The following is a 26,387-nucleotide window of genomic DNA, read 5'->3' on the forward strand; positions in this document are numbered from 1 at the left end:
ACCTGAGGACTTCAGGACATGAGGACCTGAGTACCTGAGGTCTTCAGGAGGTTGGTGCGCGGCCGGCCTCGCCTCACTCAGCCGCCAACGCGTCCGTGAAACCCGAATTGCTGTTCAGAATCCCGCCGTCCACCGGCAAGGTGACCCCGGTGATCCAGGCGGCGTCCCGCGACGCCAGGAACGCGACGGCCGCCGCGATGTCGGTGGGCTCGCCGATCCGCCCCAGCGGATACGACCCGGCGGCCTTCGTGAGGATCTCCTCGCGGCCGGCCCATGCCGGGGTGCGGATCGTGCCGGGCGCCACGAGGTTGACCCGGACCCCGTCCGGCGCCGCGTGCACCGCGAGGGTGCGGGTGAGCGAGACCAGGCCCGCCTTGGCCGCGCTGTAGGAGTGGTTGCCGAAGTACGACAACCCGTTGACCGAACCGATGTTGACGATCGCGCCACGTCGGCGCGGTGCGTTCATCAGATGGGGAAGAGCGGCGCGCGAGCATCTCATCGCACCGCTGAGGGTGACATCCAGGTCGCGCTGCCACTCCTCGTCACTCTCCAGGGTGAAGTCCTCATGGTGCTCGCCGCAGGAGTAGGCGTTGTTGACCAGCACGTCCAGCGTGCCGAACACGTCCACCGCGCGGGTGATCGCCGCGTCCACCGACGCCCGTTCCGCCACATCGCAGCGCACCGCCTCCGCCCGTCCGCCGTCCGCCCGGATCGCGGCGGCCGTACGCGAAGCCGCCACCCCGTCCAGATCGGCGATCAGCACCCCCGCGCCCTCGGCGGCGAACCTGCGCGCCGTCGCCTCACCGATCCCACGGGCCGCCCCCGTCACCACCACGCCGTAGCCGTCGAAGCGTTCAGTCATCCGGTCAGCGTAGGCACTGCCGAACAGCCCTGACCAGAGCTTGTGCACGCGCATCCGCGGTCACGTTGCGCTGCATCCCGTTGGTGACGTACGCGAAGCCGATCCCGGCCTCGGGATCGGCGAACCCCAGCGACCCGCCGCGCCCCGGATGCCCGAACGAACCCGCGGCCAGCAGCGGCGCGGCCGGACCGTGCAGCATGAAGCCCAGCCCGAAACGGGTGTTGACCACCAGCACCCGGTCGGGCCCGTCCGCCTCCACGGTGCGCGCGGCCGCCAGCGTGCCGGGCGCGAACAGCCGCCGGCCCCCGCCCTGGCTCGCCGCGACGGGCCGGCCCTGCTCGACGTCACGGGCCTGCTCGCCCTGCCCGCCCTGCCCGCCCTGCTCGCCCTGCTCGCCCTGCTCGACGTCGCCGACCAGCGCCGCGTAGCAGCGCGCCAGCGACCGCGCGGTCGCGATCGTGCCGGAACCCGCCAGCTGGCCGGCCCGGTAGCCGGGGTCGTTCTCGTCCGGCAGCGGGGTGATCGCGGCGAAAGCCCGGGTGGTCAGCGACGCGGGGTCGGCGTAGGCGTCCTGCACGGTGCGCTTGGGACGGGCCCGCAGCCCGCCGGACGCGGGCGGTTCGGGCGTGGCGACAGGCCCGATCCGGCCGACCCGGTGCTCCTGGTCCGCGGGCAGCCCCAGCCACAGGTCGAGGCCGAGCGGCCCGGCGACCTCCTCGGCGACGTACTGTCCGACAGTCCGACCGGAGACCCGCAGCACCAGTTCCCCGACCAGCCAGCTGAAGGTCTGCGCGTGGTACCCGTGCTCGCGTCCCGGCACGAACAGCGGCGCCTGCGCGGCCACCGCCCGCGGCCCCGACACCCCGTCGACCGCCTCCCGCGGGGTGAGCGGTGTGTCCAGCGCGGGCACCCCGGCCCGGTGCGCCAGCACGTCCCGCACCGTCACCCGGTCCTTGCCCGCCGCCTTGAACTCGGCCCAGTACGTGGCCACCGGCGCGTCGAGGTCCAGTTGCCCGCGCTGGTGGAGCAGCAGCAGGCACACCGCCGCCACCCCCTTGCCCGCCGACCTGACGACCTGCGCGGTCCGCCGTTCCCACGGCCCGCCGCCGTCGAAGCCGGTACGCCCGGCCCACAGGTCCACCACCGGCCGGCCCTCGTGGTGGAGCGCCACGGCCGCTCCGACGTCCCCGCGCCGCAGGAAGTTGTCCGCGAAGGCGTCCCGCACCGGCTCCCAGCCGTCCGCGACCGTCCCGTGCACCACGACACCGGCCGGACCGGCCGAACCGGCCGAACCGTGCGAACCGCCTGCGTCTTCCGCGGCAGGGTCGCCGCCGCCCGCGCCGCGGATGCCGCCGCCCTCGCCGCTCATCTTCTGCCGCCTCCCGAAACACCCGCCGCCACCCGTCCCCGTACTCCCCGATCGTACGAACCGGCGGGCGAGGGCACGCGGCGGGCCCGTAGCGGGACCGTCCCGGTCGTGGTGACCCGGGAACGGCCCCGTCACGGGCCCGGTGGGGGGTTCCGCTGCCTACCTGCCAGGTACTACGACAGCGGCGGGTACGCGTTCTGCAGGAGCTGGTGGAACTGCGCCGAGAACCAGTGGCCCGCGAGCGGCGAGTCCGGCAGCGCGCCGGTCGGGTTGTTGCCGTTGCGCGCGTTGCCGCCGTAGGTCGGGTCGCACATCTGGTCGAAGCCCTTGCCCTCGTCGTTGGCGATGGCCTTGCTCGAACCGTCCGACTCGCCCGGAGGCTTGATCCACACGTAGGCGTCCAGCCCCGCGGCCGGGGCCGCGGTCGGGCGCTCGCCGATGCCGGCACCGGACTGGTTGCACCAGTTGCCGGCGTGGATGCGCCGGTCGATCCGGCCGCCGTCGACGTAGGTGTCCACGCTGGTGGTGGCGCCGGGGGCGGTGGGCCGGGAGGTGCCGCCCCAGCCGTTGCGGCCGGTGTCGATCAGCATGCCGATGGTGCTGTCGAAGCCGACGCTGACCAGTTCGGTGCGCAGCGCGGTGGCGTAGGACTGCTCGTCGACGTAGTTGTTCCAGTCGACCCACTTGGACTGCCGCACCGTGGTGCCGTTGACGTTGTCGGTCACCTTGAAGTTGGGCTCCACGGTGGCGCTGTAGTTCGCCGTGTTGGTGATGAAGCCCTGTACGTCGTGGACGGTGGCGCCACTGGTGGTGGCGGCCTTCAGGAACTCCTGCGCGGCGGGGACGAAGTTGCTGTCCCAGCCGAGCCACGCGTGGTGACCGGCGTCGATGTAGTTGTAGGTGTTGGACAGCGCGCCGAGCTTGGCGAGCGCGTAGCCGACGCCCTTCTCGTAGTTGCCGTTCTGCTTCATCGTCGCGCAGGCGGCGGTGGAACCCGCCTCGCCGCTGGCGTTGGTGACGATGTTCGGCAGCGAGTCCGGCTCGATGATGTTGACGATCCGCAGGTTCGCGTACGCCGGGTCCGACATGATCGACGCGATCGGGTCGATGTACTGCGTCTCGTACGTCGACAGGTCGTCCGGGCCCAGCTCGCCGTTGGAGGCGAGCGCGGCGCAGTCGCGGCCGGGCAGGTCGTAGATGACGAACTCCACGGTCAGCGGCTGGCCGTTGGCTTGGGCGACCGCCTCGTCGAGGTGGTCCTTGAGGCCCATCGCGCCGTCGACGCCGTTGATCGCGGCGATCCGGTCCAGCCAGACCGCGGTCGACTCGTCCGCGATCGCGGCGCCGCCGTCAGCGGACGCCTCGGACGACCACTCCGGGTTGACGTATCCCTTCGCCCCCACGTACGGGTTGTCCACCCGCTGGCCGTCGCCGCCGCTCGGCGGGGTGGTCGGGGGTGTGGTGGGGGGAGTCGTCGGCGGGGTGGTGGTCCCGCCGCCCGTGGTGCCGCCGTCGCCGCCCGCGGCACCGCACGCGACGCCGTTGAGGGTGAACGCCGTCGGAACCGCGTTGGCCCCGCTGTAGGAGCCGTTGAAGCCGAAGTCGACGCTTCCGCCGGACGCCAGCGTGCCGTTGTAGGAGAGGCTGGACGCGGTGACGTCCGAGCCGGACTGGCTGATGTCGGCGCTCCAGCCCTGCGTCACCTTCTGGTTTCCGGCGAACGACCAGCCGACCTTCCAGCTGGTGGTCGCCGCGCCGTTGTTGGTGACCGTCACGGACGCGGTGAAGCCGCTGTCCCACTGGGACGACACGGTGTAGTCGACCGTGCAGGCGCTGGACGCCGCCTGGGCGGTGGTACTGCTCAACGCGGCCGCGACCGCGCCGGAGGCGACGACGAGCGCCCCTGCGGCCAGTGCGGCTGTTCTGCGTCGGATTATCGGAACTGCCATGTGCGAACGACCTCCATTGGGGGGATGGACCTTCGAAGCTCCGTCGAAAGGTCATGGGAGGTGGTGCCGTTGGTGCGGTGTGGAGTTACACGCTCTTAACGTGGGAGCGCTCCCATAGTGGGGAGCCGCCCCGCTCCTGTCAATGCTTGAAACACGACGAGGACACAGGCGCCGGTCGCCACCCAGGTCACGGCACGCCGCCGCAGGGCGCGAGCCGGATGCCGCCGCATGGGCCGCGGGCGAGATCGTTGACGTACCGTCAATAGATTTACAGAACCGCTGATTGACGAGCTGTCAGGCAGCGGGCCGATCAGGCTCCCGCGGCCGTACGGGTGAGGTCGCGGGCGCCGGCGGACAGGCCGTCAGGTCACCTGAACGAGTGGGTTCGCGGGCACATCATGTGCTCGGCGCGTGCCCTCATCTCGGCATCACACCCATGCGTCGCATGCCGCCGAGGCGCATGCGTCGTACGCATCCCGCCCACCGCTCCCCTGCCCCGCGACTCCCGCCGCCCGTCACACTCTGTCGCCGATCCGGGGTGCACGCCGGCCGGTCGCGGATACGTCCGGGCCGCCCGCCCGAGGAGCCTCGAAGCCGGGTTCGCCACAACCCCTGACCGCGGGAGCGTGCTCGCGTAACGTGCTGCCCTAAGGTTTCTACCGGCGAGTAAGGATGACCGAGGGAGCGGGTCGATGGCGCTGGACGCGGACGTCGTGGTGGTGGGCGCGGGGTTGGCCGGGCTGGTCGCCACGGTGGAACTGGCCGAGGCAGGCCGCAAGGTGATCCTCGTCGACCAAGAGCCGGAGACGTCGCTGGGCGGCCAGGCGTTCTGGTCGTTCGGCGGGCTGTTCTTCGTCGACTCTCCCGAGCAGCGCCGGATGCGGATCAAGGACAGCGCGGACCTGGCCTGGCAGGACTGGCTCGGCACCGCCGGCTTCGACCGCCCCGAGGACCACTGGCCGCGGCGCTGGGCCGAGGCGTACGTGCACTTCGCCGCCGGTGAGAAGCGCGCCTGGCTGCACGAACGCGGCCTGCGGGTCTTCCCGGTGGTCGGCTGGGCCGAACGCGGCGGCTTCCTCGCGACCGGCCCCGGCAACTCGGTGCCGCGCTTCCACATCACCTGGGGCACCGGCCCGGGCGTCGTCGCGCCCTTCGAGCAGCGGGTACGCGACGCGGTCGCCGGCGGCCGCGTCGAATTGCGCTTCCGGCACCGGGTGACGGCCCTGACCAAGACCGGCGGCGCCGTGGACGGTGTGGCGGGCGAGGTGCTGGCGCCCAGTGGCGTACCGCGCGGCGTGGCCAGTTCCCGTGAGGTGACGGGTGCCTTCGAACTGCGCGCGCAGGCCGTGGTGGTCACATCCGGAGGCATCGGCGGCAACCACGACCTGGTGCGCGCCGCCTGGCCCGAGCGCCTGGGCACCCCGCCTGCCAAGCTGCTTTCCGGAGTCCCCGCGCACGTCGACGGCCTGATGCTGGGCGTCACCGAGGCGGCGGGCGGCCGTCTGATCAACGGCGACCGCATGTGGCACTACACCGAGGGCATCGAGAACTGGAATCCGATCTGGGCCCGGCACGGCATCCGCATCCTGCCCGGCCCGTCGTCCCTGTGGCTCGACGCGACCGGCAAGCGGCTGCCGGTGCCGTACTTCCCCGGCTTCGACACGCTCGGCACCCTGGAGCACATCATGGGCACCGGGCACGAGTACACGTGGTTCGTCCTCACCCAGAAGATCATCGAGAAGGAGTTCGCGCTGTCGGGCTCCGAGCAGAACCCGGACCTGACCGGCAAGAGCGTGCGCGAGGTGCTCAAGCGGGTGCTGCCCGGCGCCCCGGGGCCGGTCGAGGCGTTCAAGCAGCACGGCGTCGACTTCGTGGTCGAGCGCGACCTCGGCGCCCTGGTGCGCGGCATGAACGCGGTCACCGGCGACGGGCTCATCGACGAGGCCGCGCTGCGCGGCGAGATCGAGGCCCGCGACCGGGAGATCGCCAACACCTACACCAAGGACCTCCAGGTGACCGCGATCCGCGGCGCCCGCAACTACATCGGCGACAAGCTGGTGCGCACCGCCTCCCCGCACCGCCTGCTCGACCCGAAGGCCGGCCCGCTGATCGCGGTCCGGCTCAACATCCTCACCCGCAAGTCGCTGGGCGGCCTGGAAACGGACCTGGACGGCCGTGTGCTGGCCGGAACCGCTCCCGGCGGCGACGAGGGCGCCGGCGGCCGCGGCGCGCCCCTGGCGGGCCTGTACGCGGCGGGCGAGGCGGCCGGTTTCGGCGGCGGCGGCATGCACGGCTACCGCTCGTTGGAGGGCACGTTCCTCGGTGGCTGCCTGTTCTCGGGCCGTACGGCGGGACGCGCGGCGGCCCGCGCCACGTCGTAGGCACGTCGTCGGCACGCGTAGGCATGCACAGCGCGCGGGACGCAGGCGTGTGTGCCGCTCCAGGTGCGGGCCCCGCCGCTGCCTCCGTACGCCCCCGCGTCCGCATGCCCGGCGCGGGGCGTACGGAGGCAGCCCGGGGGCGTGCGACGGCGTGAAAAGTTGCCCGTCCCGCGGGCGCCCCGAACCATGGGTGAGGTGAGCGACGGCGCGTACCTCCGGTTCCCGCACCTGCACGGCGACCTGCTCTGCTTCGCCGCGGAGGACGACATCTGGGTGGCCCCGCTCGGGCCACCGGGTGCGCCGCCCGGCCGCGCCTGGCGGGTGACCGCCGACCGCACGAGAGTGGGCGTCCCCCGCCTCTCGCCCGACGGCAGCTCCATCGCCTTCACCACCTGGCGGAGCCTTGACCCCGAGGTGTACGTCGTCCCCGTGGACGGAGGCGCCCCGCGGCGGCTGACGTTCTGGGGCAGTTCCGACACCCGGGTGTGCTCCTGGACGCCGGACGGCGACATCCTGGCGGTGTCGTCGCACGGGCAGCCGTTCGCCTACCACACCTGGGCACACAGCGTGCCGACCGAGCACGAGCCCGGCGGTCCGCTGCCCTGGGGGCCGGTCTCCGACATCGCCGTGCACGACTGCGACGACGGGGAGCGCCGCACCCTGCTCCTCACCGGCACCCCGCCGCACGAACCGCACGCCTGGAAGCGCTACCGCGGCGGCGCCACCGGTCGCCTGTGGCTGCACGGCGAGCGGCTCGTGCCCGATCTCGACGGCCATCTGGCCTCCCCGATGTTCGTCGCCGGCCGCATCGCGTTCCTCTCCGACCACGAGGGCATCGGCAACCTGTACTCCTGCCGTCCCGACGGCAGCGACCTGCGCCGCCACACCGACCACGCCGACTTCTACGCGCGCTCCGCCGCCACCGACGGCAACCGTGTCGTCTACCAGTGCGCGGGCTCCCTGTGGCTCGTCGACGACCTGGCCGCCGATGCCGAGCCCCGACGCCTTGACGTCCGCCTCGGCGGACCGCGCAGCGGACGCCGCCCCTACCAGGTGCCGGCTGCCGCGAACCTCGACGGCCTGGCCATGGACCGCACCGGCCGCGCCAGTGCCGTCTGCGTACGCGGCAGCCTGTACTGGCTCACCCACCGCGACGGCCCGGCCCGCACCATCAGCGACGTCCCCGGTGCCCGGGTGCGCCTGCCGGAGATGCTCGGCGACACCGGCCTGGTCGCCTATGTCACCGACGGCGAGGGCGAGGACGGCATCGAACTCGCCCACCTGCCGGGGCGCGCCTCCCGGGCGCTGACCCGCGGCCCCGAGGGCGCGGGTGACGTTCCCGGCGACTTCACCGCCGAACTCGCCTTCGCCCCGCGGGCCGGCGCCGGCGCCGACGCGGACGCCGATGTCGACGTCGTCCCGGTCGGCGGGCGCACCATCGGCGGGCCGGTCCGCTGGACCAGCGACCTCACCCGTACGAGTGGGTCGGCGGGCGCGGATGTGACGCCGGGCGAGGTCACCCGCGCGGGTGACGCGAGCTCCCAGTCGTACGCCCCTGGCAGCAGCGACGACGGCCCGGACGACGGTCGGGAGGAAGCGGACGACGAAGGCGGCGGCAAGGGCGGCGGGCGACAGCGCGGTACCGGTGGCGCCACCCACCCGAGCCCGTTCGGCGACGCGCCCGACACCCCCCACGCGCGGCTGGCCGTCGGGCGTCTGGGCCGCGTCACCGAGATGGTCTCCTCACCCGACGGCGCCGTCCTCGCCGTCGCCTCCCACGACGGTCGGCTGCTGCTCGTCGCCACCGGCGAAGGCGACACCGACGACGAGTACGGCCCGCCCCGCCCACCCGTGGTCACCGGCGCGGTCGACGAGCTTGTCCGCTCCACCAACGGCCCGGTCCGCAACCTCGCCTTCTCCCCCGACTCGGCGTGGCTGACCTGGTCGCACCCTGGCGTCGGACGCTCGCTTCGCTCCATCAAGATCGCCCGGCTCGCCGACCATACGATCATCGACGTCACCAACGGCCGTTTCGAGGACGAGCAGCCCGTCTTCACCCGGGACGGCCGCTACCTGGCCTTCTTGTCATGGCGCGGCTTCGACCCGGTGTACGACGTCCATACCGGCGACCTGTCCTTCCCGCTGGGCTGCCGCCCTTACCTGGTGCCGCTCAACTCCGCCACGCCGTCACCGTTCGCGCTGCGGGTCGACGGCAGCCCGGTCGGCACCGGTCTGGACCCGGGCGAGGGCGGCGGCGACGGACCGGTCGTGGTGGAGGCTGAGGGGCTTCCCAGCAGGGTGACGCCCTTCCCGGTGGCCGCGTCCAAGTACAGCGCTCTGGAGCCCGTACAGGGCGGTCTGGTGTGGCTGCGGTGGCCGATCTCCGGTGCGCTCGGCGAAACGTTCGTCAACCCGACCGACCCGTCGGCCCGCCCCACCCTGGAGCACTTCAACCTCGGCAAGTCCAAGCGCACCGAACTCGTCCGCCACATGGACTGGTACGCCGTCAGCGGCGACGGCCTGCGGCTGGCCGTCTTCGACGAGGGCGAACTCGCTGTCCTGCCCGCCACCGAGCGCGGCGACGACGACTCCACCGTCTACGTCGACATGCGCCGCATCCTGCACGAGGTGGAACCGACCGCCGAGTGGCGCCAGTCGTACGCGGAGGCCGGCCGCCTCATCCGCGACTACTTCTGGGCGCCCGACATGTGCGGCGTGGACTGGCCGGCGATCCTCGACCAGTACCGGCCCCTGGTCGAACACGTCGCCACCCCCGACGAGTTCGCCGACCTGCTGCGCGAGGTGCTCGGCGAACTCGGCACCTCGCACGCCTACGTTCAGCCCGCCCGCCGCAACGAGGGCCCGCCCCACTACCAGCGCCCCATCGGCCTGCTGGGCGCCGACTTCCAGCACAACAAGGACGGCACCTGGACCGTGGCCCGCATCCTGCCCGGCGAGTCGTCCGACTCCAAGGCGCGCTCGCCGCTGGCCGGCACCGGCATCCGCGAGGGCGCGATCCTCACCCACATCGACGGCCGCCGCGTCGACCCGCAAGCGGGCCCGTACCCGCTGCTGTCGGGCGCGGGCGGCACCACCGTGGAACTGACCTTCACCCCGCCCGGCGGCCGCGGCGCGCCCCGCCGGATCGCCGTGGTGCCCCTGGTCGACGAGCGGCCGCTGCGCTACCAGCACTGGGTGGCCAAGCGGCGCAGCGTCGTCCGGCACCTGAGCGGCGGCCGCTGCGGTTATCTGCACATCCCCGACATGGGCGGCTCGGGCTGGGCGCAGTTCAACCGCGACCTGCGCAAGGAAGTCGCCTACGACGCCCTGCTGGTGGATGTGCGCGGCAACGCCGGCGGCAACATCAGCGAGCTGGTCATCGAGAAGCTCACCCGTACGGTGCTCGGTTGGGACGTCACGCGCAACGCGCAGCCCGTCTCCTACGCCGGCAACGCCCCCCGCGGCCCGGTGGTCGCGGTCGCCGACGAGGCCACGTCGTCCGACGGCGACATGATCACCGCGGCCTTCAAACTGCTGCGGCTCGGCCCGGTGGTCGGCCTGCGCACCTGGGGCGGCGTGGTCGGTATGACCGGCCGCCACCGCCTGGGTGACAACACGGTCATCACCGTCCCGATGAACGCCGCCTGGTTCGACGCCTACGGCTGGTCCATCGAGAACCATGGTGTCGCGCCCGACATCGAGTGCCTGCGCACGCCGCTGGACTGGGCCGAGGGCAGGCACGGCCAACTCGCCGTCGCCGTACGCGAGGCGCTGTCCCTGCTCGGCGAACACCCCGCTGCGGTACCCCCCGACCTGTCCTCCCGCCCCAACCGCGCCCGCCCGCCGCTTCCTCCGCGCGCCTAGGAGCGCCGGGCGGCACCAAGGAGCACCGACGCGGCGCCGCCAGGTCCGGGTTGCACGGCTTCGCATCCTTGGTGGCGGTCCGCCACCATGGGCGCGGGAGCCGGCGTCCGGGCTCGACGTCCGCCGCAGGGCACGCAGAAGGGGCGCCCGCAGGGGCGCCCCTTCCGTGTCACGGCGTTCTCGGTGTCCGCGCGATGCGCGACGCCGAGGTCAGCTCAAGCGGACGTCAGGCCCAGTCGTCCTGGTTGTCGTCCTCGGACTCGCGGCCCATGCGACGCGACGCCTGGTCCTCGAGGTCGGAACGACGCTCCTGCCCCTCCTGCTGCATGCCGCGCTGGGCCTGCTCGGGGTTCTGGGCGGCAGCGGACTTGTTCCGCTTGTCGCCCTGCGCGCCCTTGGCCTGCTCGGCATAGTCCTCGGCCTTGTCCTTGAACTGATCGAAAGCGCCCATGGCTACTCCTCCTGGAGTTTTGTGGGGATGGGGCCTCGACAAGACTTACATGGCCGGACACCCCCCGCATCCTGGGACAATAACCCCAGGTCAGCGAGCGATTACAGCTACGGAGCGTGATTTGCGGAGGTTCGCGCCGACTCGTCCGCGGCGCCTCCCCTGCCCACTAGGCCGCGCCGGACCCCGGCCGCCCGGGCCAGTGCCGGCGCGGCCCGGCGCATCTCCCGCTGCCCCAGCGCGCCGCCGATGACGGAGGGCAGGTAGCCGCGCACCGGCTGCATGCCGCGTAGCCACCACTGCGCGTACACGTGAGGCGATCGTCGTACGATCCCGGCGACGATCCGCTCGACCGCCGGTTCCAGCGGGTACGTCCGGTTGGTCGGCCACGGCAGTCGCGCGCGCATGGCCCGCAGCGCGTCGTCCTCGTCGGCGCCGCGCACCATGTCGGTGTCGGTCCAACTGAGGTAGCCGACGCCCACCTTGACGCCCTTGGGGCCCATCTCGGCGCGCAGGCTGTGCGCGAACGCCTCGACACCCGACTTGCTCGCGCAGTACGCGGCCATCAGGGGCGCGGGGGTGATCGCGGCCAGCGATGCGATCTGCAGAAAATAGCCGTGCGAGTCAACGAGTGCCGGCAGGAACGCCCTTGCGGTCGAGACGCTGCCCAGCAGGTTGACCTGGATCACCCGATCGAAGGCGTCGGGGTCCGATTCGAGGAACGGCCCGCCGGTGGCGACACCGGCGTTGGCGACGGCGACGTCGATCCGCCCGAAGCGCGCGCGCACGTCGGCGGCCACCTCGGCCATCGCCGCCCGGTCGGTGACGTCGGCGGTCCAACTGGCCGCCTCGCCGCCCAGTGACGCGGCGACGTTCTTCAGTTCATCGGGTTCGAGGCCGACCAGGGCCAGCCGGGCGCCACGCGCGGCGAGTTTGCGGGCGAGCAGCTCACCGACACCGCGAGCCGCACCGGTGACCACCACGACCCGGCCGTCCAACGATGATCCGCTCATGCGCTCTTCTCCTGTTCGCCGGCCGCCGCGGCCCCACCGCTTGTCGTACGTTCCGATCCCGCGTCACCCCGCGCCAGATGATCAGCCGCCAGGGTGCGTATCAGCGCCTCTACGGCGGGCGTGTCCTCGACCGGCGTCATGTGACCGCGGCCGGGCAGTTCGGTCAGTCCGACGCAGTGCGGCAGCGCAGCGGCGATGCGGTGCGAGTGCACCTTGGGAGTCAGTTTGTCGACCGTTCCGACGACAACCGCGGTGGGCGCGGTGAGCGCGGCCACTTCGGCGTCCAGGTCCAAGACGGCCTGCACCTTGCCCCACGCGGAACGCGGCCGCGCCCGGCAGGCGTGCACGATCCGAGCGCAGAAATCCACCTGTTCGGGTGTCGAATCCGGGCCCATCACCCCGTACTTCAACACCGCCTTGGCCATCGGCGTGACCGGGCCCAGCGGCAGGCTCGAGACGAGGATCTGGCGGTGCAGCACCCGCCGCAGCCACCGGGCGCTCAGTCGCGGCGGCAGCACCTGCGTCGATCCGATCAGCCGGCTGGCTCCGGTACTCACCAGCAGCACGGCGGCGGTACGGTCGCGCACGAACTGCCGTTCGGCGGCTGCCATGATCGTCATACCGCCCATGGAGTGGCCGACGAGCAGGGCACGTTCACCCTCGGGCAGCACGGCATCCAGTACCGCCTGCAGATCATCGGCCATTATGGCCGTGCTGTAACCCTTGCGGGTGGCGGGCGCCGCACTGAGACCATGGCCGCGCTGGTCGTAGGCGATCAACCGGAAATCCGATGACAGGGCCCGCACCATCGGCGCCCAGAACAGCGTCGAACACGTCCACCCGTGCACCAGTACGACTGTCGGAGCGTCGGTGCGGCCGTACTCCTCCACGTTCAGGCGCGTGCCGTCCGCGGAGACCGCGGTCAGCGCCCTGCGCGGCTGTACAGCCTCGTATGTCGCGGTCATGACGCCACCTTCGCGGCCGGCCCGGTCACGGACTCGACGGACGACTGGCCCGCGGGGGCCAGCAGGTTGTATTCGGAGAGCTTCAACTGCCTGGTGGCGCGCCGGAACTCGGCAGTGGTGCCGGGCCACGCCGTGGTGTTGCGGCCGTTGGCGTCCAGGTACCAGCTCTTGCAGCCGCCGGTGTTCCACACGGTGCGCGAAGCGCGGCGCTGCATCTCCTCGTTCCACGCGGCGACCGCCGCCGGCTTGGCGTCCAGGGCCGCGGCACCGGAACGCTCCAGGGTGCGCAGGTAGTCGGCGACATAGTTGAGTGATGATTCGATCATCAGGATCATCGAGCTGTTCCCGAGACCGGTGTTCGGTCCGATGATGAACAGAAGATTCGGGAAGCCGTCGACGGCACAGCCGCGCAGCGCGGCCATGCCGCTCTTCCAGTGCTCGCTGAGACTGCGGCCGTCCGATCCGATGACCCGATCGCCGATCGGCATGTCGGTGACATGGAACCCGGTGCCGAAGATGATCGCGTCGACCTCGCGCTCGGTACCGTCGGCCATCACCACCGATGAGCCGCGCACCTCGCTGAGCGCCGAGGTGACGACCTCGGTGTTGGGTTGTGAGAGCGCCGGATAGTAGGTGTTGGACAACAGAATGCGCTTGCATCCGATGGTGTAGTCCGGTGTGAGGCGAGCCCGGAGCCCAGGGTCCTTGACGGACCGCCTCAGGTGGCCGCGTGCGATCCGCTCGGCCGCCTTCATCAGTTTCGGCTGCTTGACGAACGCGCCGACCTGGAACTCCCGGATCAGCCACAGCGCGCCGCGCCGCAACTTCGCGGTGCCGGGCACCGTGCCGTGCAACCACCGCTCCGCCGCGCCTATCGGCCGGTCCACCCGTGGCATCACCCACGGCGGGGTGCGCTGGATGACGGTCAGCTTCCCGACCTCCGGCTGGATCGACGGCACGATCTGGATCGCCGACGCCCCGGTGCCGACCATGGCGACGCGCTTGCCCTTGAGGTCGAAGTCGTGCTCCCAGCGCGAGGAGTGGAACACCCGCCCAGGAAAGTCCTCGATCCCCGGCACGTCCGGGATCTTCGGGTCGGACAGCGGCCCGGTCGCGGAGACCACCACATCGGCGGTCAGTTCGCCGGCGGCCGTCGTCAGATGCCAGTGCCGCGCGTCGGCGTTCCAGCGCGCCTGGAGCACCTCGGCGCCGAAGCGCAGGTGCGGCCGCAACCCGAAGGTGTCGGTGACCCGTTCGAGGTACGCGCGGATGTGCTCCTGGCCGGAGAAGGCGCGCGGCCAGTCGGGGTTGGGTGCGAACGAGAACGAGTAGAGGTGGGAGGGCACGTCGCAGGCGCAGCCCGGGTAGCTGTTGTCGCGCCAGGTGCCGCCGACCGCGTCCGCGCGCTCGAGGATCACGAAGTCGGTGATCCCTTCCCGCCGCAGCCTCACCGCGGCCCCTAGACCGCCGAAGCCGGACCCGATCACCGCCACCCGCACGTGTTCGATGTCGTCGTCCATGGCACCGCCTTCCCGCTTCTCTCAATCGCGCCAGCAATCACTGGCACAGTCGGACTGTAAGGCACCGGGCGTTACCTCCGGTAGGGGTAGGTCCGGATTTCGGCCGCCCGCCGCGCCCGCAAGCGCCCGGCGCCGCCCCCGGAACACGCGTGACAAGTGCTCCCCCAGAGGAGCACCCCGGTCGGCCGCGGAGAAGGATTTCTGCACCCCCTAGGCTGGCGACGTGGACGACAACGCGACCGTGCCGCGCGAGTACCGCGTCGAGGAACTGGCCGAAGCAGCCGGCATCCCCGTCAGGACACTGCGGTTCTACCGCGAAAGGCGCCTGCTCCCGCCCCCGCGCCGCGAAGGACGGATCGCGTGGTACTCCGAGGACCACCTCGCGCGGCTGCGCACCATCTCCGCCCTCCTGGAGCGCGGCCACACCCTGGGCGGCATCGCCGAGCTGATCGCGGCCTGGGAGCAGGGCCGCACCCTGGACGGTGTCGCCGAACTGCTCGGACTGGAGGGCGCACTCGCCATCCCCTGGTCCGAGGAGACCCCGGTAAGGCTCAGCCCCCAGGAACTCGCCGATTACTTCGGTGAGGACATAAGCCCCGAGAACCTCACCGACTCCCTGGAGATCGGCTACATCGCGGTCGACGGTGAGCAGGTCGTGCACGTCAGCCGCCGCCTGCTGGACGCCTCCGCCGCGCTCGTGCGCGAAGGCGTGCCGCTGTCCGCGGTCCTGGCCGCGGGCCGGGAGGTACGCAACCACGTCGACGCGATGGCCGACCTGTTCACCCAGGTCATCAAATCCCACGTCATGGGCGACCTGACCGGGCTGACACCCGGCGACGCCCACCGCATCGCCGAGTCCCTGCACCGGCTGCGCCCGCTGGCCAAGAACATCGTCGACGCGGAGATGTCACTCGCCATGGACCGCAAGGTGCGCGCCGAGATCGACACCTGGATGCGAAGCCACACAGAGCCTCCCCCCGGCACCCATGGCGACGCCCCCGGCACCGCGCACGACCGCGACGCCGACGCGGCTCCCGGCCCCGCCGGCGATGAACGGCCGCAGCGGCCGTGCGCGCCTCCCCTCACGCCAGAACCCTGACCCTCGCCCCGCGCGCGTCGCACCGTACGACCTGAGACAGTGGAAACGGCCCATCGATCGGGAGGTGCCCCGTGCAACAGCCTCAAGACGCCAACGCCGAACAGGCCATCCTGGGTCGCATCAGTGCGATGGTCTCCGACGAGAAGGCCCTGCGGGACCTGCTCGCGGGAGGCGACGACGAGGGCGGCGACCAGCGCGAACGCCTCGCCGCCCTGGAGCGCGAACTCGACCAGTGCTGGGACCTGCTGCGCCAGCGCCGCGCCCTGTCCGAGGCCGGCGAGGACCCAGGAGGCGCGCGCGTACGGCCCTCCTCGACCGTTGAGGGCTACCGTTCGTGAGCCCCGCCCCCGACGACCTCACCGTCGTCGACGCCCCCGCCGCACAGCGCTACGAAGCCCGCACGGACGGCGACCTGGCCGGCTTCGCCGCCTACCTGCGCGGCGACGTGCTGATCGCGTTCGTCCACACCGAGGTGCAGGAGGGCTACGAAGGCCGCGGAATCGGCTCGGCGCTGGCCCGCGCCGCCCTCGACGACGCCCGTGCCCGCGGGCTCGGTGTCCTGGCGATCTGCCCCTTCATCGACGAGTGGATCAGCAAGCACCCCGATTACGAGGACCTGCGCTACGCACCTGACAGCAAGGTGACGGACTAGGCACCCTGGATGTCGGGCCACGCGTCCATGGATGCCAGGCCGACACCCGGCTGGCACCCATGGAGGCAAGTCGGCCCGTCGTAGCGTCCGTGCAGCGCGCGTGCCGCCCGCACTGAGGTCCATGTCGGATTCTCGCCAGACCGACGCTGTGACGAGGCGCGACACTGGACAGGTGCATACGGACTTCGACGCCTGCGTGCGGGCCGTGCAGTCGAAGGATTCCCGTTTCGACGGGTGGTTCTTCACCGCGGTGCTGACCACGCGTATCTACTGCCGGCCGAGCTGCCCGGTCGTGCCGCCGAAGGTCGAGAACATGACCTTCTACCCGAGCGCGGCAGCCGCCCAGCAGGCCGGGTTCCGCGCCTGCAAGCGCTGCCGCCCCGACGCCAGCCCCGGCTCGCCGCAGTGGAACGAGCGCGCCGACCTCGTGGCCCGGGCCATGCGGCTGATCGGCGACGGCGTGGTCGACCGGGAGGGCGTACCGGGCCTGGCATCCCGACTCGGCTACAGCGCGCGGCAAGTCGAGCGCCAACTGCTCGCCGAACTGGGCGCAGGGCCCCTGGCACTGGCCAGGGCCCAGCGCGCGCAGACGGCGCGGCTGCTCATCGAGACGACGGCCATGCCGATGAGCGAGGTGGCGTTCGCGGCCGGTTTCGCCAGCATCCGCACCTTCAACGACACCGTGCGGGAGGTGTTCGCCCTGACCCCGGGCGAGTTGCGCGCCAGGGTCGCCAAGGGCCGCCCGGCCGCCGCCGTGGGCTCGATAGTGCTGCGGCTGCCATTCCGCCGCCCGCTCAACCCGGACAACCTCTTCGGCCACCTCGCGGCCACCGCCGTCCCAGGTGTCGAGGAGTGGCGCGGCGGCGCGTACCGGCGCACGCTGCGGCTGCCCAACGGCCCCGGCACGGTGTCGCTGCGACCGGGACCCGACCACATCGGCTGCCGGCTGTCGCTGACCGACTGGCGTGACCTGGGGCAGGCGATCAGCCGCTGCCGGCGCCTGCTGGACCTTGACGCCGACCCGCTCGCCGTGGACGCGCTCCTGTCCTGCGACCCGGTGCTGGCGCCCCTGGTGGCCAAAGCACCGGGACGCAGGGTGCCGCGGGTCGCCGATGGGCCGGAGTTCGCAGTGCGCGCGGTGCTCGGCCAGCAGATCTCGACGTCCGCGGCGCGCACCCACGCAGGGCGCCTGGTGGCGGCGTACGGGGAGCCCGTCGCGGACCCGGGCGGCGGCCTCACCCACCTGTTCCCCTCACCTGAGACGCTCATCGAGCGCGCCCCCGCGTCACTGGCGATGCCGCAGACCCGCAAGGACACCCTCGCAGCGCTGCTGCGCGCCCTGGTGGACGGCGAACTCGACCTGGACGTCGGCAGCGACTGGCAGCGCGCCAGGGCCCGGCTCACGGCCCTTCCAGGCTTCGGGCCGTGGACCGTGGAGACCGTCGCCATGCGCGCGCTCGGCGACCCGGACGCGTTCCTGCCCACCGACCTCGGTGTCAGGTACGCGGCCCGCGACCTCGGCCTGCCCGTCACCCCGGCCGCGCTGACCCGCCACGCCGCCGCCTGGCAGCCCTGGCGCGCATACGCGACGCAGTACCTGTGGGCGACGGGCGATCATCCGATCAACGTGCTCCCCGACGACGACCACCCGGCCGCCAAACCCTCCGACGACCGCGCCACTTCAGTTCCGGAAGGCACCGCACCATGAGCACCATGACGACGACCACGACGGCGTCGGCCGTCCACACCGTGGTCGACAGCCCTTGCGGCCCCCTCACGCTGGTCGCCCGGGAGGGTGAACTCAGCGGCCTCTACATGACCGACCAGCGGCACCTCCCGCCCCTGGCGAGCTTCGGCCCGCGCGCCGGCCTGCCCGCCTTCGACCGCGCCCAGGAACAGCTCGCCGCCTACTTCGACGGCGAACTCACCTCTTTCGACCTCGCCCTGCACATGTTCGGCACACCGTTCCAGAAGCGCGTGTGGGCGGCACTGTGCGGCATCCCGTACGGCGAGACCGTCACCTACGGCGAACTCGCCGCGGAGATGGGGCGCCCCACCGCCTCCCGCGCGGTCGGCCTGGCCAACGGCAAGAACCCGATTGGCATCATCGTCCCCTGCCACCGTGTCGTCGGCGCCGACGGCAGCCTCACCGGATACGGCGGCGGCCTCGCCCGCAAGCAGTGGCTGCTCGACCTCGAACGCGGCGCACACCAACCGACCCTGACGTGACGTCACCCGCGCGGGTGACATGCCGCCGTCTCGCCACTTGGGCCCAAGGGCCCCGGCCGGTCACCACGACCGGCCGGGGCCTGCACCTGCTGCGCTACGACAGCGGCGGCTGTCAGACCCGCATGCCCTCCAGGTCCTCCTCGTCCTCGTCCGAGGACGCAACGAGACTCGGCCGCTCGGCGAGGTTCTTGCGCAACTGCTCGCCCTCGACGTCGACGTTGGGCAGTGCGCGGTCCAGCCAGCGCGGCAGCCACCACGCGGACTTCCCCAGCAGCGCGAGCACCGCCGGCACGATCGTCATCCTGACGACGAACGCGTCGAACGCGACCGCGATCGCAAGTCCGAAGCCCATCATCTTGATCATCGATTCCGACGATCCGATGAACCCGGCGAACACACTGATCATGATGACCGCGGCCGCGGACACCACCCGCGCACCATGGGTGAAGCCGGTCACGACCGCCTGACGCGGCGACTCGCCGTGTACGTATGCCTCACGCATCCGGGTGACCAGGAACACCTCGTAGTCCATGGCCAGTCCGAAGACCACACCGACCATGAAGATCGGCATCATGCTCATGATCGGACCAGTCTGCTGAACGCCCATCAGACCGGACAGCCAACCCCACTGGAAGACCGCCACCACCGCGCCGAGCGCCGCGAGCACCGACAGCAGGAAGCCGAGCGCCGCCTTCAACGGCACCAGCACCGACCGGAACACGACCATCAGCAGCAGGAACGCCAGCCCCACGACCAGCGCCAGATATGGCAGCAGGGCGTCGTTCAGCCGCTGCGAGACGTCGATGTTCATCGCGGTGGTACCGGTGACGAGCACCTTGGCGCCCGTGGAGTCGGTGAAGTCACCCGCATGGCCGCGGATGGTGTGCACCAGGTCCTCGGTCTGCGTGCTGCTCGGCTTCGACGCGGGCACCACGGTGAGGGTCGCCGTGTCACCCTTCGGGTTGAACGCGGGCCCGGTCACCGTCTTGACGTCCGCGAAGCCGGCGATGGTCCGCTTGACGTCCTGGGCGGCCGCCTTCGGCTGCTTGCTGTGCGCAGCGTCGACGACCACCGTCAACGGCCCGTTGAAGCCCGGCCCGAAACCGTCCGACAGCATGTCGTACGCCTTGCGCTGGGTGGTGCTGACCGGCTGCGAACCGTCGTCGGGCAGCCCGAGTTCCATCCGGCTCATCGGGATGGCCGCAAGACCCAGCGCCACGACCGCGGCGACCAGGAACGGCACCCGGCGCCGCACGACCAGCCGCGCCCAGCGCGTGCCCATGTTCGGCTTGTCCGTCGGCTTGGCGCGACCCTTGCGCACCTTGCGGGTGAGCACCTTGGGGCCGGCGAAGCCGAGCAGCGCGGGGATGAGCGTGAGCGCGATGAGCACGGCAAGCGCGACCGTCGCGGCCGCCGCCAGGCCCATCTTGGTGAGCATCGGGATGTTGACCACCGCCAGGCCCGCCAGCGCGATCAGCACGGTGAGCCCGGCGAACACCACGGCCGACCCGGCCGTACCGACCGCGCGCCCCGCCGCGTCCTCGCCGTCTCGGCCCTCCATGAGCTCATGGCGGTGGCGCGAGACGATGAACAGCGCGTAGTCGATGCCGACCGCCAGTCCGATCATCGACGCAAGCGTCGACGACGTGCTCGACAGGCCGAGTGTCGTCGCCAGGGCGGTGATCGACGCGATGCCGACACCGACGCCCATGATCGCGGTCAGGAGTGGCAAGCCGGCAGCGACCAGCGAACTGAACGTGATCAAAAGCACGACCGCCGCTATGCCGACGCCTATGACCTCGCTGTTGCCGGTCTCCGGCGACGCCTGGAGCGCGGTGCCACCCGTCTCGACAGTCAACCCTGCGTCACGACCGTGCTGCGCCGCGTCCTCGATCGCGGTGTGGGTCGCGTCGGTGATCTCTGTCGACTTGGCGACATAGCTGACGGACGCGTACGCGGTGGTGCCGTCCTTGCTGACCGCGTCCGCAGTGAACGGGTCCGCGACCGTCGCCTTCTGCGGGCTGTTCTTCAGATCGGTGACGACCTTCTCGACCGCCGCCTTGTTCGGCCCAGCGGTGATCTTCTGCCCGTTGGGCGCCTGGAAGACCATGCGCGCGGACGCGCCGTCGGCATTGGTGCCGGGGAAGCGCTCGTGGAGCAGGTCGAACGCCTGCTGCGCCTCGGTGCCCGGGACCGTGAAGTTGTCGGCCGGCGCGGATCGCGCGGTCGCGGCGCCGACACCCGCGAGGGCGAGCAGCGCCACCCACAACAGGACTACGTAGCGCCTCTGCCGGAAGGAGAACCGGCCCAGCTTGTAGAGGAATGTGGCCATGGAGGCATGGGCTCCCGTCAGGAGGGGGCGGACATGGGCGTGAGGAACCAGCCCGACGACGAGAGCGGCGTGTCAGGTGGAGCGTGGTGTGCTGATGTGGTGGTACGGAAAGGTTCGCTGGTGCGGACGCGGTCGAATCAGTGGCCGGACGAACCGATCCGGCCGACCGGACCGATCATCGAGTCGCTGCGCTCAGGACAGGCCGAGCGCCGGGACGACCACCGCGTCGATGTATCTGTGGCTGTATTCCGGATCGGGGTCGATGCCTTCGATGATCGGGCGGGTCAGCGCCCCCCCGAACAGCATGTGCGGCACGAAGTCCCGCGCCGGGTTGTCCGCGGCCAGTTCACCGCGGTCCACCGCGCGCTGCACCAGTTCGGCGAAGCTGACCAGTTCCGGCTCGATGAGCAACTCGCGCAGGGCGCGGAACAGGTCGATGTTCTGGAACGCGGCATGCGACAGCCCGCGCATCAGCTCCTGGTCGCGCTTGACCTCGCTCTCGTCGTGCAGCCGCACGAGCTCGTGGAGGTCGCCCGCGAGGGAACCGGTGTCGATGTCCGCGAGAGAGACCGGCTTGCACTGCCGAAGCGCCGTGGCGACCAGTTCCGGCTTGCCCTTCCACTGGCGGTAGAGGGTGGCCTTGCTGGAGCGGGTACGGGCGGCGACGGCGTCCATGGTCAGTGCCTCGTAGCCGACCTCGCGCAGCAGGTCGACCACAGCCTCGTACAGTTCCCGCTCGCGCTCGGGAGTCAGGCGACTGCGCCGCGTAGAGGTACCGGTTTCCGGCGACATGCCCTCTCCTCCCTGTCTGACGGTCGCGCCGATCATACGGAGTCATCGCTCCGTATGGATACGCTTCGAAACGATGTCGTACACCTAAGAGCGTAAACGGCCCACGATCGAAACGCCACCGTTTCGATCGTGGGCCGTATCACGTCTCCGCCAGGCAACCGTCAAGCCGCCATCAGGTGATTTCGTGCCGGCACCCCGCGCGCCGCACACCCGAGCGCGCCCGTCGCATTACCCACGTCAGGAACGGACCGCCAAGACCGTCACGCCGGCAGTGCGATGGTGTGCCCGGTGCGCTCGACCTTCGCCCGCAGGTAGCTGACGTTCGACGCCGAGACGTGGACGGCGGTCGGCACCTGCTCGACGACCTCGACACCCAGGGCGTCGAGCTGCCGCGCCTTGTCCGGGTTGTTGGTCAGCAGCCGGACGCCCCCGACGCCCAGCGCGGTGAGCATCTGCGCGGCGGCGGTGTAGTCACGCTCGTCCTCCCCACGGCCGAGGGCGAGGTTCGCCTCATAGGTGTCGAGGCCGTCGTCCTGAAGGGCATAGGCGTCGAGCTTCGCGTAGAGCCCGATCCCGCGCCCTTCCTGCCGCAGGTAGAGCAAGTAGCCGCCGGTGGCGGCGATCCGCTCCACGGACTCCCTCAACTGCGGCCCGCAGTCGCATCGCTCGGAGCCGAACACGTCACCTGTCATGCACTCCGAGTGCGGCCGCACCAGCGGCACGCCGCCGGTACGGTAGTCGCCGATGCCCAGCGCCAGATGCTCCTTTCCGTCCACCAGACCGGTGAACGTGTACACATCGGCGGTCGTCCCCCACCCGTCGGAGAACCGAAGCGGAACGCGCACCCTCGTACGGACCTTGGCGGCGGCCACAGCCGCACCAGCGTCAACCGTCATCGCCACTCCCTCGTAAGATCTTGAAACCTCAAGCTCCTCCGGGTCGCGGTTTATTTCCGCCCGATCTCGTGGGTCGGGTCACACGGCGGCGCCGCCCACGGGGTGGAGCCACGCGACGAGGCGGGCGGCACGATCATCGATGTCGGGACACACTCAGGAGATGGCCCAGCGCGCCGCAGCACGTCACCTGGGCCGGTAGACCGCCACGGCGAAGGACGCACTCGTCTCGACCACGTCACCCATGGCCCCGATACGTCGGCCCAGTTCCGCGGCGTCGACGTGGCGAGCCGACGGCCCCATGGACACGAGGTCGTTCGCCTCCTGGGGTGTCAGCCGCAAGCCGTACTCCAGTTCCAGCGCATCAGCGTGCTCGGGCCGGAAGTGGGCGTCGAGCGTACGGGAGAGCCGCTCCTCCTTCGCCGCGTCAACGGTCAGCAGGCCCGCGGCACTCCGCACCTCGGCCAGGTGCCGTGGGGTCGGGGTGACCACCACAAGCGCACCGTCCGGACACAGGACACGCCGGAACTCGGGTCCGTTGCGCGGAGCGAAGACGTTCAGCACGACGTCCATCGACCCCGACCGCACCGGGAGGTCACGCCACACGTCCCATACGGCGGCGACCGCCCGCGGATGTGCCCGCGCCGCGCGCCGCAGTGCGAACTTGGAGACGTCCAGGCCGAGTCCGACCGCCTCAGGCACCGCGTCCAAGGCGGCGGCAAGGTAGTAGCCGGTGCCGGCGCCCGCGTCCAGAACGTTGCCCCGCGCCACGCACCATCGGTCGGCGGCCTCGGCCACCGCGCGGGCCAGCGGCGCGTAGTGCCCGGCGCTCAGGAACGCGTCACGGGCGCCGACCATCGCTGCGGTGTCGGCGGTTCCCGCCCGCATGTCACCCGTCAGGAGGCTGACGTACCCCTGGCGCGCGATGTCGAAGGTGTGCCGCCTGCCGCACCGCAGAGCTCCCGCCGAGGTGTGGAGACCGTCACCGCACAGGGGGCAGCGAAGGACGTCCAGGAGCCGGCGGCGCGGGTCGCCGTCCTCGAACGCGATTGGGGGCATGCTCTGTTCCTCGGCGTAGCTCGGCGTCGGTTGCGGTTGCGACTGCGGGCTGCAGTCGCCCTCCGGTGCAGGATAGGCGGCACGCGGTCGGCGCATGTCCGACAGGGACCGCATACTGCCGAAAGTCACAGAATCGCCCTGTACGGCCACACGGCCGACCCGAGCGGGATTTTCCCCACCCGAGCGGCGGCGTCGCCGCAGACGGCCGCCTACGGGCTTTGAGTGGGCCACTGGAGGGGCTTTCTCGGCCCGCTCCCCTCGCCGTGTGCACCGCCATCCCCCGGCGCTACGCGTACGGACCGCTGCCCCAGGGCGGCGCACACATCGCTACACGCCGGCAAGGTCGTCGCGGGTGTCCTACTCGGGCTGGGGGCGCTGCTGGTGGAACAGGGCGACGCCCTCCAGAAGCCCCTTCTGCTCGACGGTCGGGTTCCCGGACAGCCACTTCAGCGCGGTCTCGTTGGTCGGAGAACCCGCAACCAGCTTGTAGACCCTCAAGTAGCCGGCGAGGCGGTTCAGGAGCTCGCTGTCCTTGATGGCGGCCGAGCTCCCGTAGACGGACAGGGCCGGGGACCCGGCGTGTACGTGGCTGTCCATGAAGTGGAACTCCAGGGCGAGGCGTTTGCGTTCGGAGGAGAGTCGGTCCTCCTTGACGTCCTTGAGGATCGCGGAGAGCTTGCCCTGGCTCTTGAGGTAACTGTCCCCGATGGCGAGCTTGAGCGCCGCCGCGGCCTCGCTGCCGAACGCCCGCAGCTCCGAGCAGATCCACCGCTCCTTCATCGTCAGCGCGGGGGTCTGGGACTTGAAGCGACGTGTGACGGAGTCGAGGGCGTGCTGCATCTCATGGGTCACGGTCGCGGCGAACTCGCGCAGTTCGCGAGACGACGCGTCGTCAGCGGGCCGCGAAATCCGGAGCACGCCGCCCTCCGCGGTCTGATCGTCGATGGCGAACTTGGCGCGCGCGCCCGCGAAGCTCGTCTCATCGTCGATCTCGACCCTGATGGATGCCTCCTCCAGCTCCCTGAACAGCTTGCGATACGGGATGGCGAAGTGAACGCCCTCCAACTCGCCCGCCGCCTTGGCGAGTCGTTCGGCGAAGCGGTCCGGCGGGAGGTTCTCCTGTGACCACTTGCCCTTCTCGTAGCCGATGGTGCGCTGGATGGCCGGCTCGCAAGCGTGCCCGGCTGTCGCGCCGCCGACCGCCCGCTGCACAGGTGCCGGACCGGCCAGCACCCTGGTCGCGTTGGCCTCGGCCTCCCGTTCGAAGTCGTCGGTCGGGGACGAGATCTTCAGGCCCTGGCCGTTGTCGTTCCCCCCAACCGGGCCCTGCCGCTGCTGGACGACATGCGTCAACTCGTGGGCGAGGGTGTGCCGGTCCGCGCCGCCGTCGCCGATGACCACGTGATTGCCCATGGTGTAGGCGCGGGCGCCGATCTCGCTTGCGGACCGCTGCGCGGCGATCCCTGTGTGCAGCCGCACCTCGGAGAAGTCCGCTCCGATCCGCGCCTCCATGTCCCGCCTGACCGGCTCGGCCAAAGGCGTGCCCGAGGTACGGAGCACCTCGTCGAAGGAGGAACGCTGCACTGCCGGAGCCGAGGCGGCGGATTGGTGCCCGCAGCTGCCCGAGTGGGCGTGCTGGGCCTGCTCCAGCATCCCGGCCACCGCGGCATTGCCCACGGTGCGTTGCAGGGCAAGGAGCGAGGCCCCGTTCAAGCCTCCAGGTTGGAGAGCCGCTGGAAGTGAGGGTCGCGATGCCGTTCGACCGGCCGCCCCACGGCGTACGGCCGCTTGCGGCGTCTTGTCACTCTCGTGGGCACGCATGAGTCAGGTCCCTTGTCACGGCACAGACGGGCAGTTCCATGCATACACCGGTGCCCGGCCCGCGCGGGAGGGCGAGAAGGGCAGAGCACGGTGCCCTCGCAGGTACCCACGCGGCGTGCGGATGACAAGCACGGGCTTGCCACCAGGAGGTCACCGCACTTCGGCGTCCCCCTGCTCACACAACCGACCTCGACGTACCGGCCGGCTGCGCACGGGCCGAGAGGCAGCCGCAGTTCGTGCCGCACAGGAGGAACAACACGGTAACCCCCTGATGCGAAGTGGCTCCGGACCGGCACGGGACTCCGTGCCCAAAGCAATCGGGCGACCAGGCGATCAGGTCCGACGCCGCCGCGTCCGGATGCCGCGGCGTTCAGTCCCCGCAGACGCCAAAATCCCGCCTGGTCTTCATGACCGGGCGGGATCTCATGAACTCTTCCCGAGGTGAATCGAGAACAGTCGCGTTGTGGACCTGAGGGGATTCGAACCCCTGACCCCCTCGATGCGAACGAGGTGCGCTACCGGACTGCGCCACAGGCCCTTGCAACGAGGAAAACTCTAGCATCCCCGGGAGGGTGGTCGTGAACCTGATATCGGCTGGTTCACCAGGCTCACTCGTTGGCGGCGCGAGGGCGGTCGGGGTCGGCGTACTGGTCGAACAGCGGGGTCCGCGTGGTGCGCGGGCGGCGCGCCGGCGGCTGCTGCTCGCGCGGCTCGGCCGCCTCCCGGGGTTGCGGGGCCTCGCGGCGGTCACGCTGCTCGCGCGCCGCCGCGGAATCGCCGGGCGTCGTACCGGAACGGGCCGAACTCCAGGTGTCGGGTGCGCCGAGGTCGACGCCCCGGGACGTGCGAGGGGCGACAGGGGCGGTCACATAGGTGGGCAGCGGCACCGGTACGGGCGCCCAGCCGTCGTCGGCGGACTGCTGCGCGCGCTGCTGGTCGACCCACTCGGCGTGGTCGGTCTGCTCGACCAGGGCGCGGCGATCGGCGGAGCGGGGCGACGGCGCGGGTACGGCAGAGGGCGTCGGGCGGGCACCCTGGGCAGCGGGGGCGGGCGCCTGGCGCTCGTCACGGTCGCGACCGCGCTCGGCCGCCGGAGCCGCCGGCCGAGGGGCCCTGAGGCGGCGCGCGGCCTCGGCGGC

At 71.4% G+C, this 26,387-nt stretch carries 19 protein-coding genes, 1 tRNA gene and 1 pseudogene; 7 read left to right on the forward strand and 14 right to left on the reverse strand.

What is annotated here, in order from left to right; translation table 11 throughout:
• Positions 1 to 73: 73 nt before the first annotated feature.
• The 3 genes from AB0399_RS24050 to AB0399_RS24060 all read right to left on the reverse strand — a co-directional run bounded on the left by AB0399_RS24050 (position 74) and on the right by AB0399_RS24060 (position 4,180).
• On the reverse strand, positions 74 to 862 hold the full coding sequence (locus tag AB0399_RS24050; protein WP_329368497.1) for an SDR family NAD(P)-dependent oxidoreductase: 789 nt from the start codon (positions 860 to 862) through the stop codon (positions 74 to 76).
• Positions 863 to 866: 4 nt separating this feature from the next.
• Complete coding sequence (locus AB0399_RS24055; RefSeq protein WP_366412745.1) at positions 867 to 2,231, reverse strand: serine hydrolase domain-containing protein; 1,365 nt, start codon at positions 2,229 to 2,231, stop codon at positions 867 to 869.
• A gap of 173 nt (positions 2,232 to 2,404) precedes the next feature.
• Positions 2,405 to 4,180 carry a glycoside hydrolase family 6 protein gene (locus AB0399_RS24060; RefSeq protein ID WP_366412746.1) on the reverse strand — a complete coding sequence of 592 codons (1,776 nt, stop codon included), beginning with the start codon at positions 4,178 to 4,180 and terminating at the stop codon, positions 2,405 to 2,407.
• A 692-nt stretch (positions 4,181 to 4,872) separates the two neighbouring features.
• On the opposite strand from AB0399_RS24060, the gene AB0399_RS24065 reads away from it, so the two are divergent.
• Both AB0399_RS24065 and AB0399_RS24070 read left to right on the forward strand, forming a co-directional pair.
• Positions 4,873 to 6,561: an FAD-binding dehydrogenase gene (locus tag AB0399_RS24065; RefSeq protein WP_329368490.1), complete on the forward strand. Its 1,689-nt coding sequence runs from the start codon at positions 4,873 to 4,875 to the stop codon at positions 6,559 to 6,561.
• 195 nt (positions 6,562 to 6,756) lie between these two features.
• The gene (locus AB0399_RS24070; protein WP_366412747.1) at positions 6,757 to 10,425 is read left to right on the forward strand and encodes a S41 family peptidase; all 3,669 of its coding nucleotides are present in this window, start codon (positions 6,757 to 6,759) and stop codon (positions 10,423 to 10,425) included.
• A 226-nt stretch (positions 10,426 to 10,651) separates the two neighbouring features.
• Here the strand turns inward: AB0399_RS24070 and AB0399_RS24075 are convergent, their stop codons facing one another.
• The 4 genes from AB0399_RS24075 to AB0399_RS24090 form a co-directional block, all read right to left on the reverse strand.
• Entirely contained in the window at positions 10,652 to 10,876 is a 225-nt protein-coding gene (locus tag AB0399_RS24075) for a hypothetical protein (RefSeq protein ID WP_328464905.1), read from the reverse strand.
• Positions 10,877 to 10,983: 107 nt separating this feature from the next.
• A complete protein-coding gene (locus AB0399_RS24080; protein WP_328464907.1) occupies positions 10,984 to 11,886 on the reverse strand; it encodes an SDR family oxidoreductase in 903 nt (300 codons plus the stop codon).
• Complete coding sequence (locus AB0399_RS24085; RefSeq protein WP_366412748.1) at positions 11,883 to 12,851, reverse strand: alpha/beta hydrolase; 969 nt, start codon at positions 12,849 to 12,851, stop codon at positions 11,883 to 11,885. Before AB0399_RS24085 ends, AB0399_RS24080 begins: the two co-directional genes overlap by 4 nt.
• The gene (locus tag AB0399_RS24090; protein WP_366412749.1) at positions 12,848 to 14,371 is read right to left on the reverse strand and encodes an NAD(P)/FAD-dependent oxidoreductase; all 1,524 of its coding nucleotides are present in this window, start codon (positions 14,369 to 14,371) and stop codon (positions 12,848 to 12,850) included. Before AB0399_RS24090 ends, AB0399_RS24085 begins: the two co-directional genes overlap by 4 nt.
• Before the next feature lie 241 nt (positions 14,372 to 14,612).
• Between AB0399_RS24090 and AB0399_RS24095 the strand changes: the two genes are divergently transcribed.
• The 5 genes from AB0399_RS24095 to AB0399_RS24115 all read left to right on the forward strand — a co-directional run bounded on the left by AB0399_RS24095 (position 14,613) and on the right by AB0399_RS24115 (position 18,351).
• Positions 14,613 to 15,470, forward strand: coding sequence for a MerR family transcriptional regulator (locus AB0399_RS24095; RefSeq protein ID WP_366412757.1), 858 nt, complete (start codon positions 14,613 to 14,615; stop codon positions 15,468 to 15,470).
• A 71-nt stretch (positions 15,471 to 15,541) separates the two neighbouring features.
• Positions 15,542 to 15,808: a DUF2630 family protein gene (locus tag AB0399_RS24100; protein ID WP_329368479.1), complete on the forward strand. Its 267-nt coding sequence runs from the start codon at positions 15,542 to 15,544 to the stop codon at positions 15,806 to 15,808.
• The gene (locus AB0399_RS24105; RefSeq protein WP_329368477.1) at positions 15,805 to 16,122 is read left to right on the forward strand and encodes a GNAT family N-acetyltransferase; all 318 of its coding nucleotides are present in this window, start codon (positions 15,805 to 15,807) and stop codon (positions 16,120 to 16,122) included. Before AB0399_RS24100 ends, AB0399_RS24105 begins: the two co-directional genes overlap by 4 nt.
• 172 nt (positions 16,123 to 16,294) lie before the next feature.
• A complete protein-coding gene (locus AB0399_RS24110) occupies positions 16,295 to 17,830 on the forward strand; it encodes a DNA-3-methyladenine glycosylase 2 family protein (RefSeq protein ID WP_366412750.1) in 1,536 nt (511 codons plus the stop codon).
• Positions 17,827 to 18,351: a methylated-DNA--[protein]-cysteine S-methyltransferase gene (locus AB0399_RS24115; protein WP_366412751.1), complete on the forward strand. Its 525-nt coding sequence runs from the start codon at positions 17,827 to 17,829 to the stop codon at positions 18,349 to 18,351. Before AB0399_RS24110 ends, AB0399_RS24115 begins: the two co-directional genes overlap by 4 nt.
• A gap of 112 nt (positions 18,352 to 18,463) precedes the next feature.
• Here the strand turns inward: AB0399_RS24115 and AB0399_RS24120 are convergent, their stop codons facing one another.
• The 7 genes and pseudogenes from AB0399_RS24120 to AB0399_RS24150 form a co-directional block, all read right to left on the reverse strand.
• Positions 18,464 to 20,683 (reverse strand): MMPL family transporter, encoded by a 2,220-nt coding sequence (locus AB0399_RS24120; RefSeq protein WP_366412752.1) that lies wholly within the window; start codon positions 20,681 to 20,683, stop codon positions 18,464 to 18,466.
• A gap of 192 nt (positions 20,684 to 20,875) precedes the next feature.
• Positions 20,876 to 21,475 (reverse strand): TetR/AcrR family transcriptional regulator, encoded by a 600-nt coding sequence (locus AB0399_RS24125; protein WP_329368469.1) that lies wholly within the window; start codon positions 21,473 to 21,475, stop codon positions 20,876 to 20,878.
• A 260-nt stretch (positions 21,476 to 21,735) separates the two neighbouring features.
• Positions 21,736 to 22,371: a GTP cyclohydrolase II gene (ribA, locus tag AB0399_RS24130; protein WP_366412753.1), complete on the reverse strand. Its 636-nt coding sequence runs from the start codon at positions 22,369 to 22,371 to the stop codon at positions 21,736 to 21,738.
• Between the two features lie 183 nt (positions 22,372 to 22,554).
• The gene (locus AB0399_RS24135) at positions 22,555 to 23,427 is read right to left on the reverse strand and encodes a putative RNA methyltransferase (protein WP_366412754.1); all 873 of its coding nucleotides are present in this window, start codon (positions 23,425 to 23,427) and stop codon (positions 22,555 to 22,557) included.
• A gap of 357 nt (positions 23,428 to 23,784) precedes the next feature.
• On the reverse strand, positions 23,785 to 25,248 hold the full coding sequence (locus AB0399_RS24140) for a DUF4157 domain-containing protein (RefSeq protein ID WP_366412755.1): 1,464 nt from the start codon (positions 25,246 to 25,248) through the stop codon (positions 23,785 to 23,787).
• Positions 25,249 to 25,712: 464 nt separating this feature from the next.
• Positions 25,713 to 25,786, reverse strand: a tRNA-Ala gene (locus AB0399_RS24145).
• A 70-nt stretch (positions 25,787 to 25,856) separates the two neighbouring features.
• Positions 25,857 to 26,387, reverse strand: a pseudogene (locus tag AB0399_RS24150) (hypothetical protein); the annotation flags it as partial.

The sequence above is a fragment of the Streptomyces sp. NPDC088194 genome (genome assembly GCF_040702025.1).
Classification (GTDB): Bacteria; Actinomycetota; Actinomycetes; order Streptomycetales; family Streptomycetaceae; genus Actinacidiphila.

What these genes read in the sequence shown, in the direction of transcription:
- AB0399_RS24120 (WP_366412752.1), bottom strand. Translation starts at nt 20,683, where the DNA reads ATGGCCACATTCCTCTACAAGCTGGGCCGGTTCTCCTTCCGGCAGAGG.
- AB0399_RS24065 (WP_329368490.1), top strand. Translation starts at nt 4,873, where the DNA reads ATGGCGCTGGACGCGGACGTCGTGGTGGTGGGCGCGGGGTTGGCCGGG.
- AB0399_RS24135 (WP_366412754.1), bottom strand. Translation starts at nt 23,427, where the DNA reads ATGCCCCCAATCGCGTTCGAGGACGGCGACCCGCGCCGCCGGCTCCTG.
- AB0399_RS24050 (WP_329368497.1), bottom strand. Translation starts at nt 862, where the DNA reads ATGACTGAACGCTTCGACGGCTACGGCGTGGTGGTGACGGGGGCGGCC.
- AB0399_RS24090 (WP_366412749.1), bottom strand. Translation starts at nt 14,371, where the DNA reads ATGGACGACGACATCGAACACGTGCGGGTGGCGGTGATCGGGTCCGGC.
- AB0399_RS24115 (WP_366412751.1), top strand. Translation starts at nt 17,827, where the DNA reads ATGAGCACCATGACGACGACCACGACGGCGTCGGCCGTCCACACCGTG.
- AB0399_RS24055 (WP_366412745.1), bottom strand. Translation starts at nt 2,231, where the DNA reads ATGAGCGGCGAGGGCGGCGGCATCCGCGGCGCGGGCGGCGGCGACCCT.
- ribA (WP_366412753.1), bottom strand. Translation starts at nt 22,371, where the DNA reads ATGACGGTTGACGCTGGTGCGGCTGTGGCCGCCGCCAAGGTCCGTACG.
- AB0399_RS24080 (WP_328464907.1), bottom strand. Translation starts at nt 11,886, where the DNA reads ATGAGCGGATCATCGTTGGACGGCCGGGTCGTGGTGGTCACCGGTGCG.
- AB0399_RS24060 (WP_366412746.1), bottom strand. Translation starts at nt 4,180, where the DNA reads ATGGCAGTTCCGATAATCCGACGCAGAACAGCCGCACTGGCCGCAGGG.
- AB0399_RS24075 (WP_328464905.1), bottom strand. Translation starts at nt 10,876, where the DNA reads ATGGGCGCTTTCGATCAGTTCAAGGACAAGGCCGAGGACTATGCCGAG.
- AB0399_RS24085 (WP_366412748.1), bottom strand. Translation starts at nt 12,851, where the DNA reads ATGACCGCGACATACGAGGCTGTACAGCCGCGCAGGGCGCTGACCGCG.
- AB0399_RS24140 (WP_366412755.1), bottom strand. Translation starts at nt 25,248, where the DNA reads ATGCGTGCCCACGAGAGTGACAAGACGCCGCAAGCGGCCGTACGCCGT.
- AB0399_RS24125 (WP_329368469.1), bottom strand. Translation starts at nt 21,475, where the DNA reads ATGTCGCCGGAAACCGGTACCTCTACGCGGCGCAGTCGCCTGACTCCC.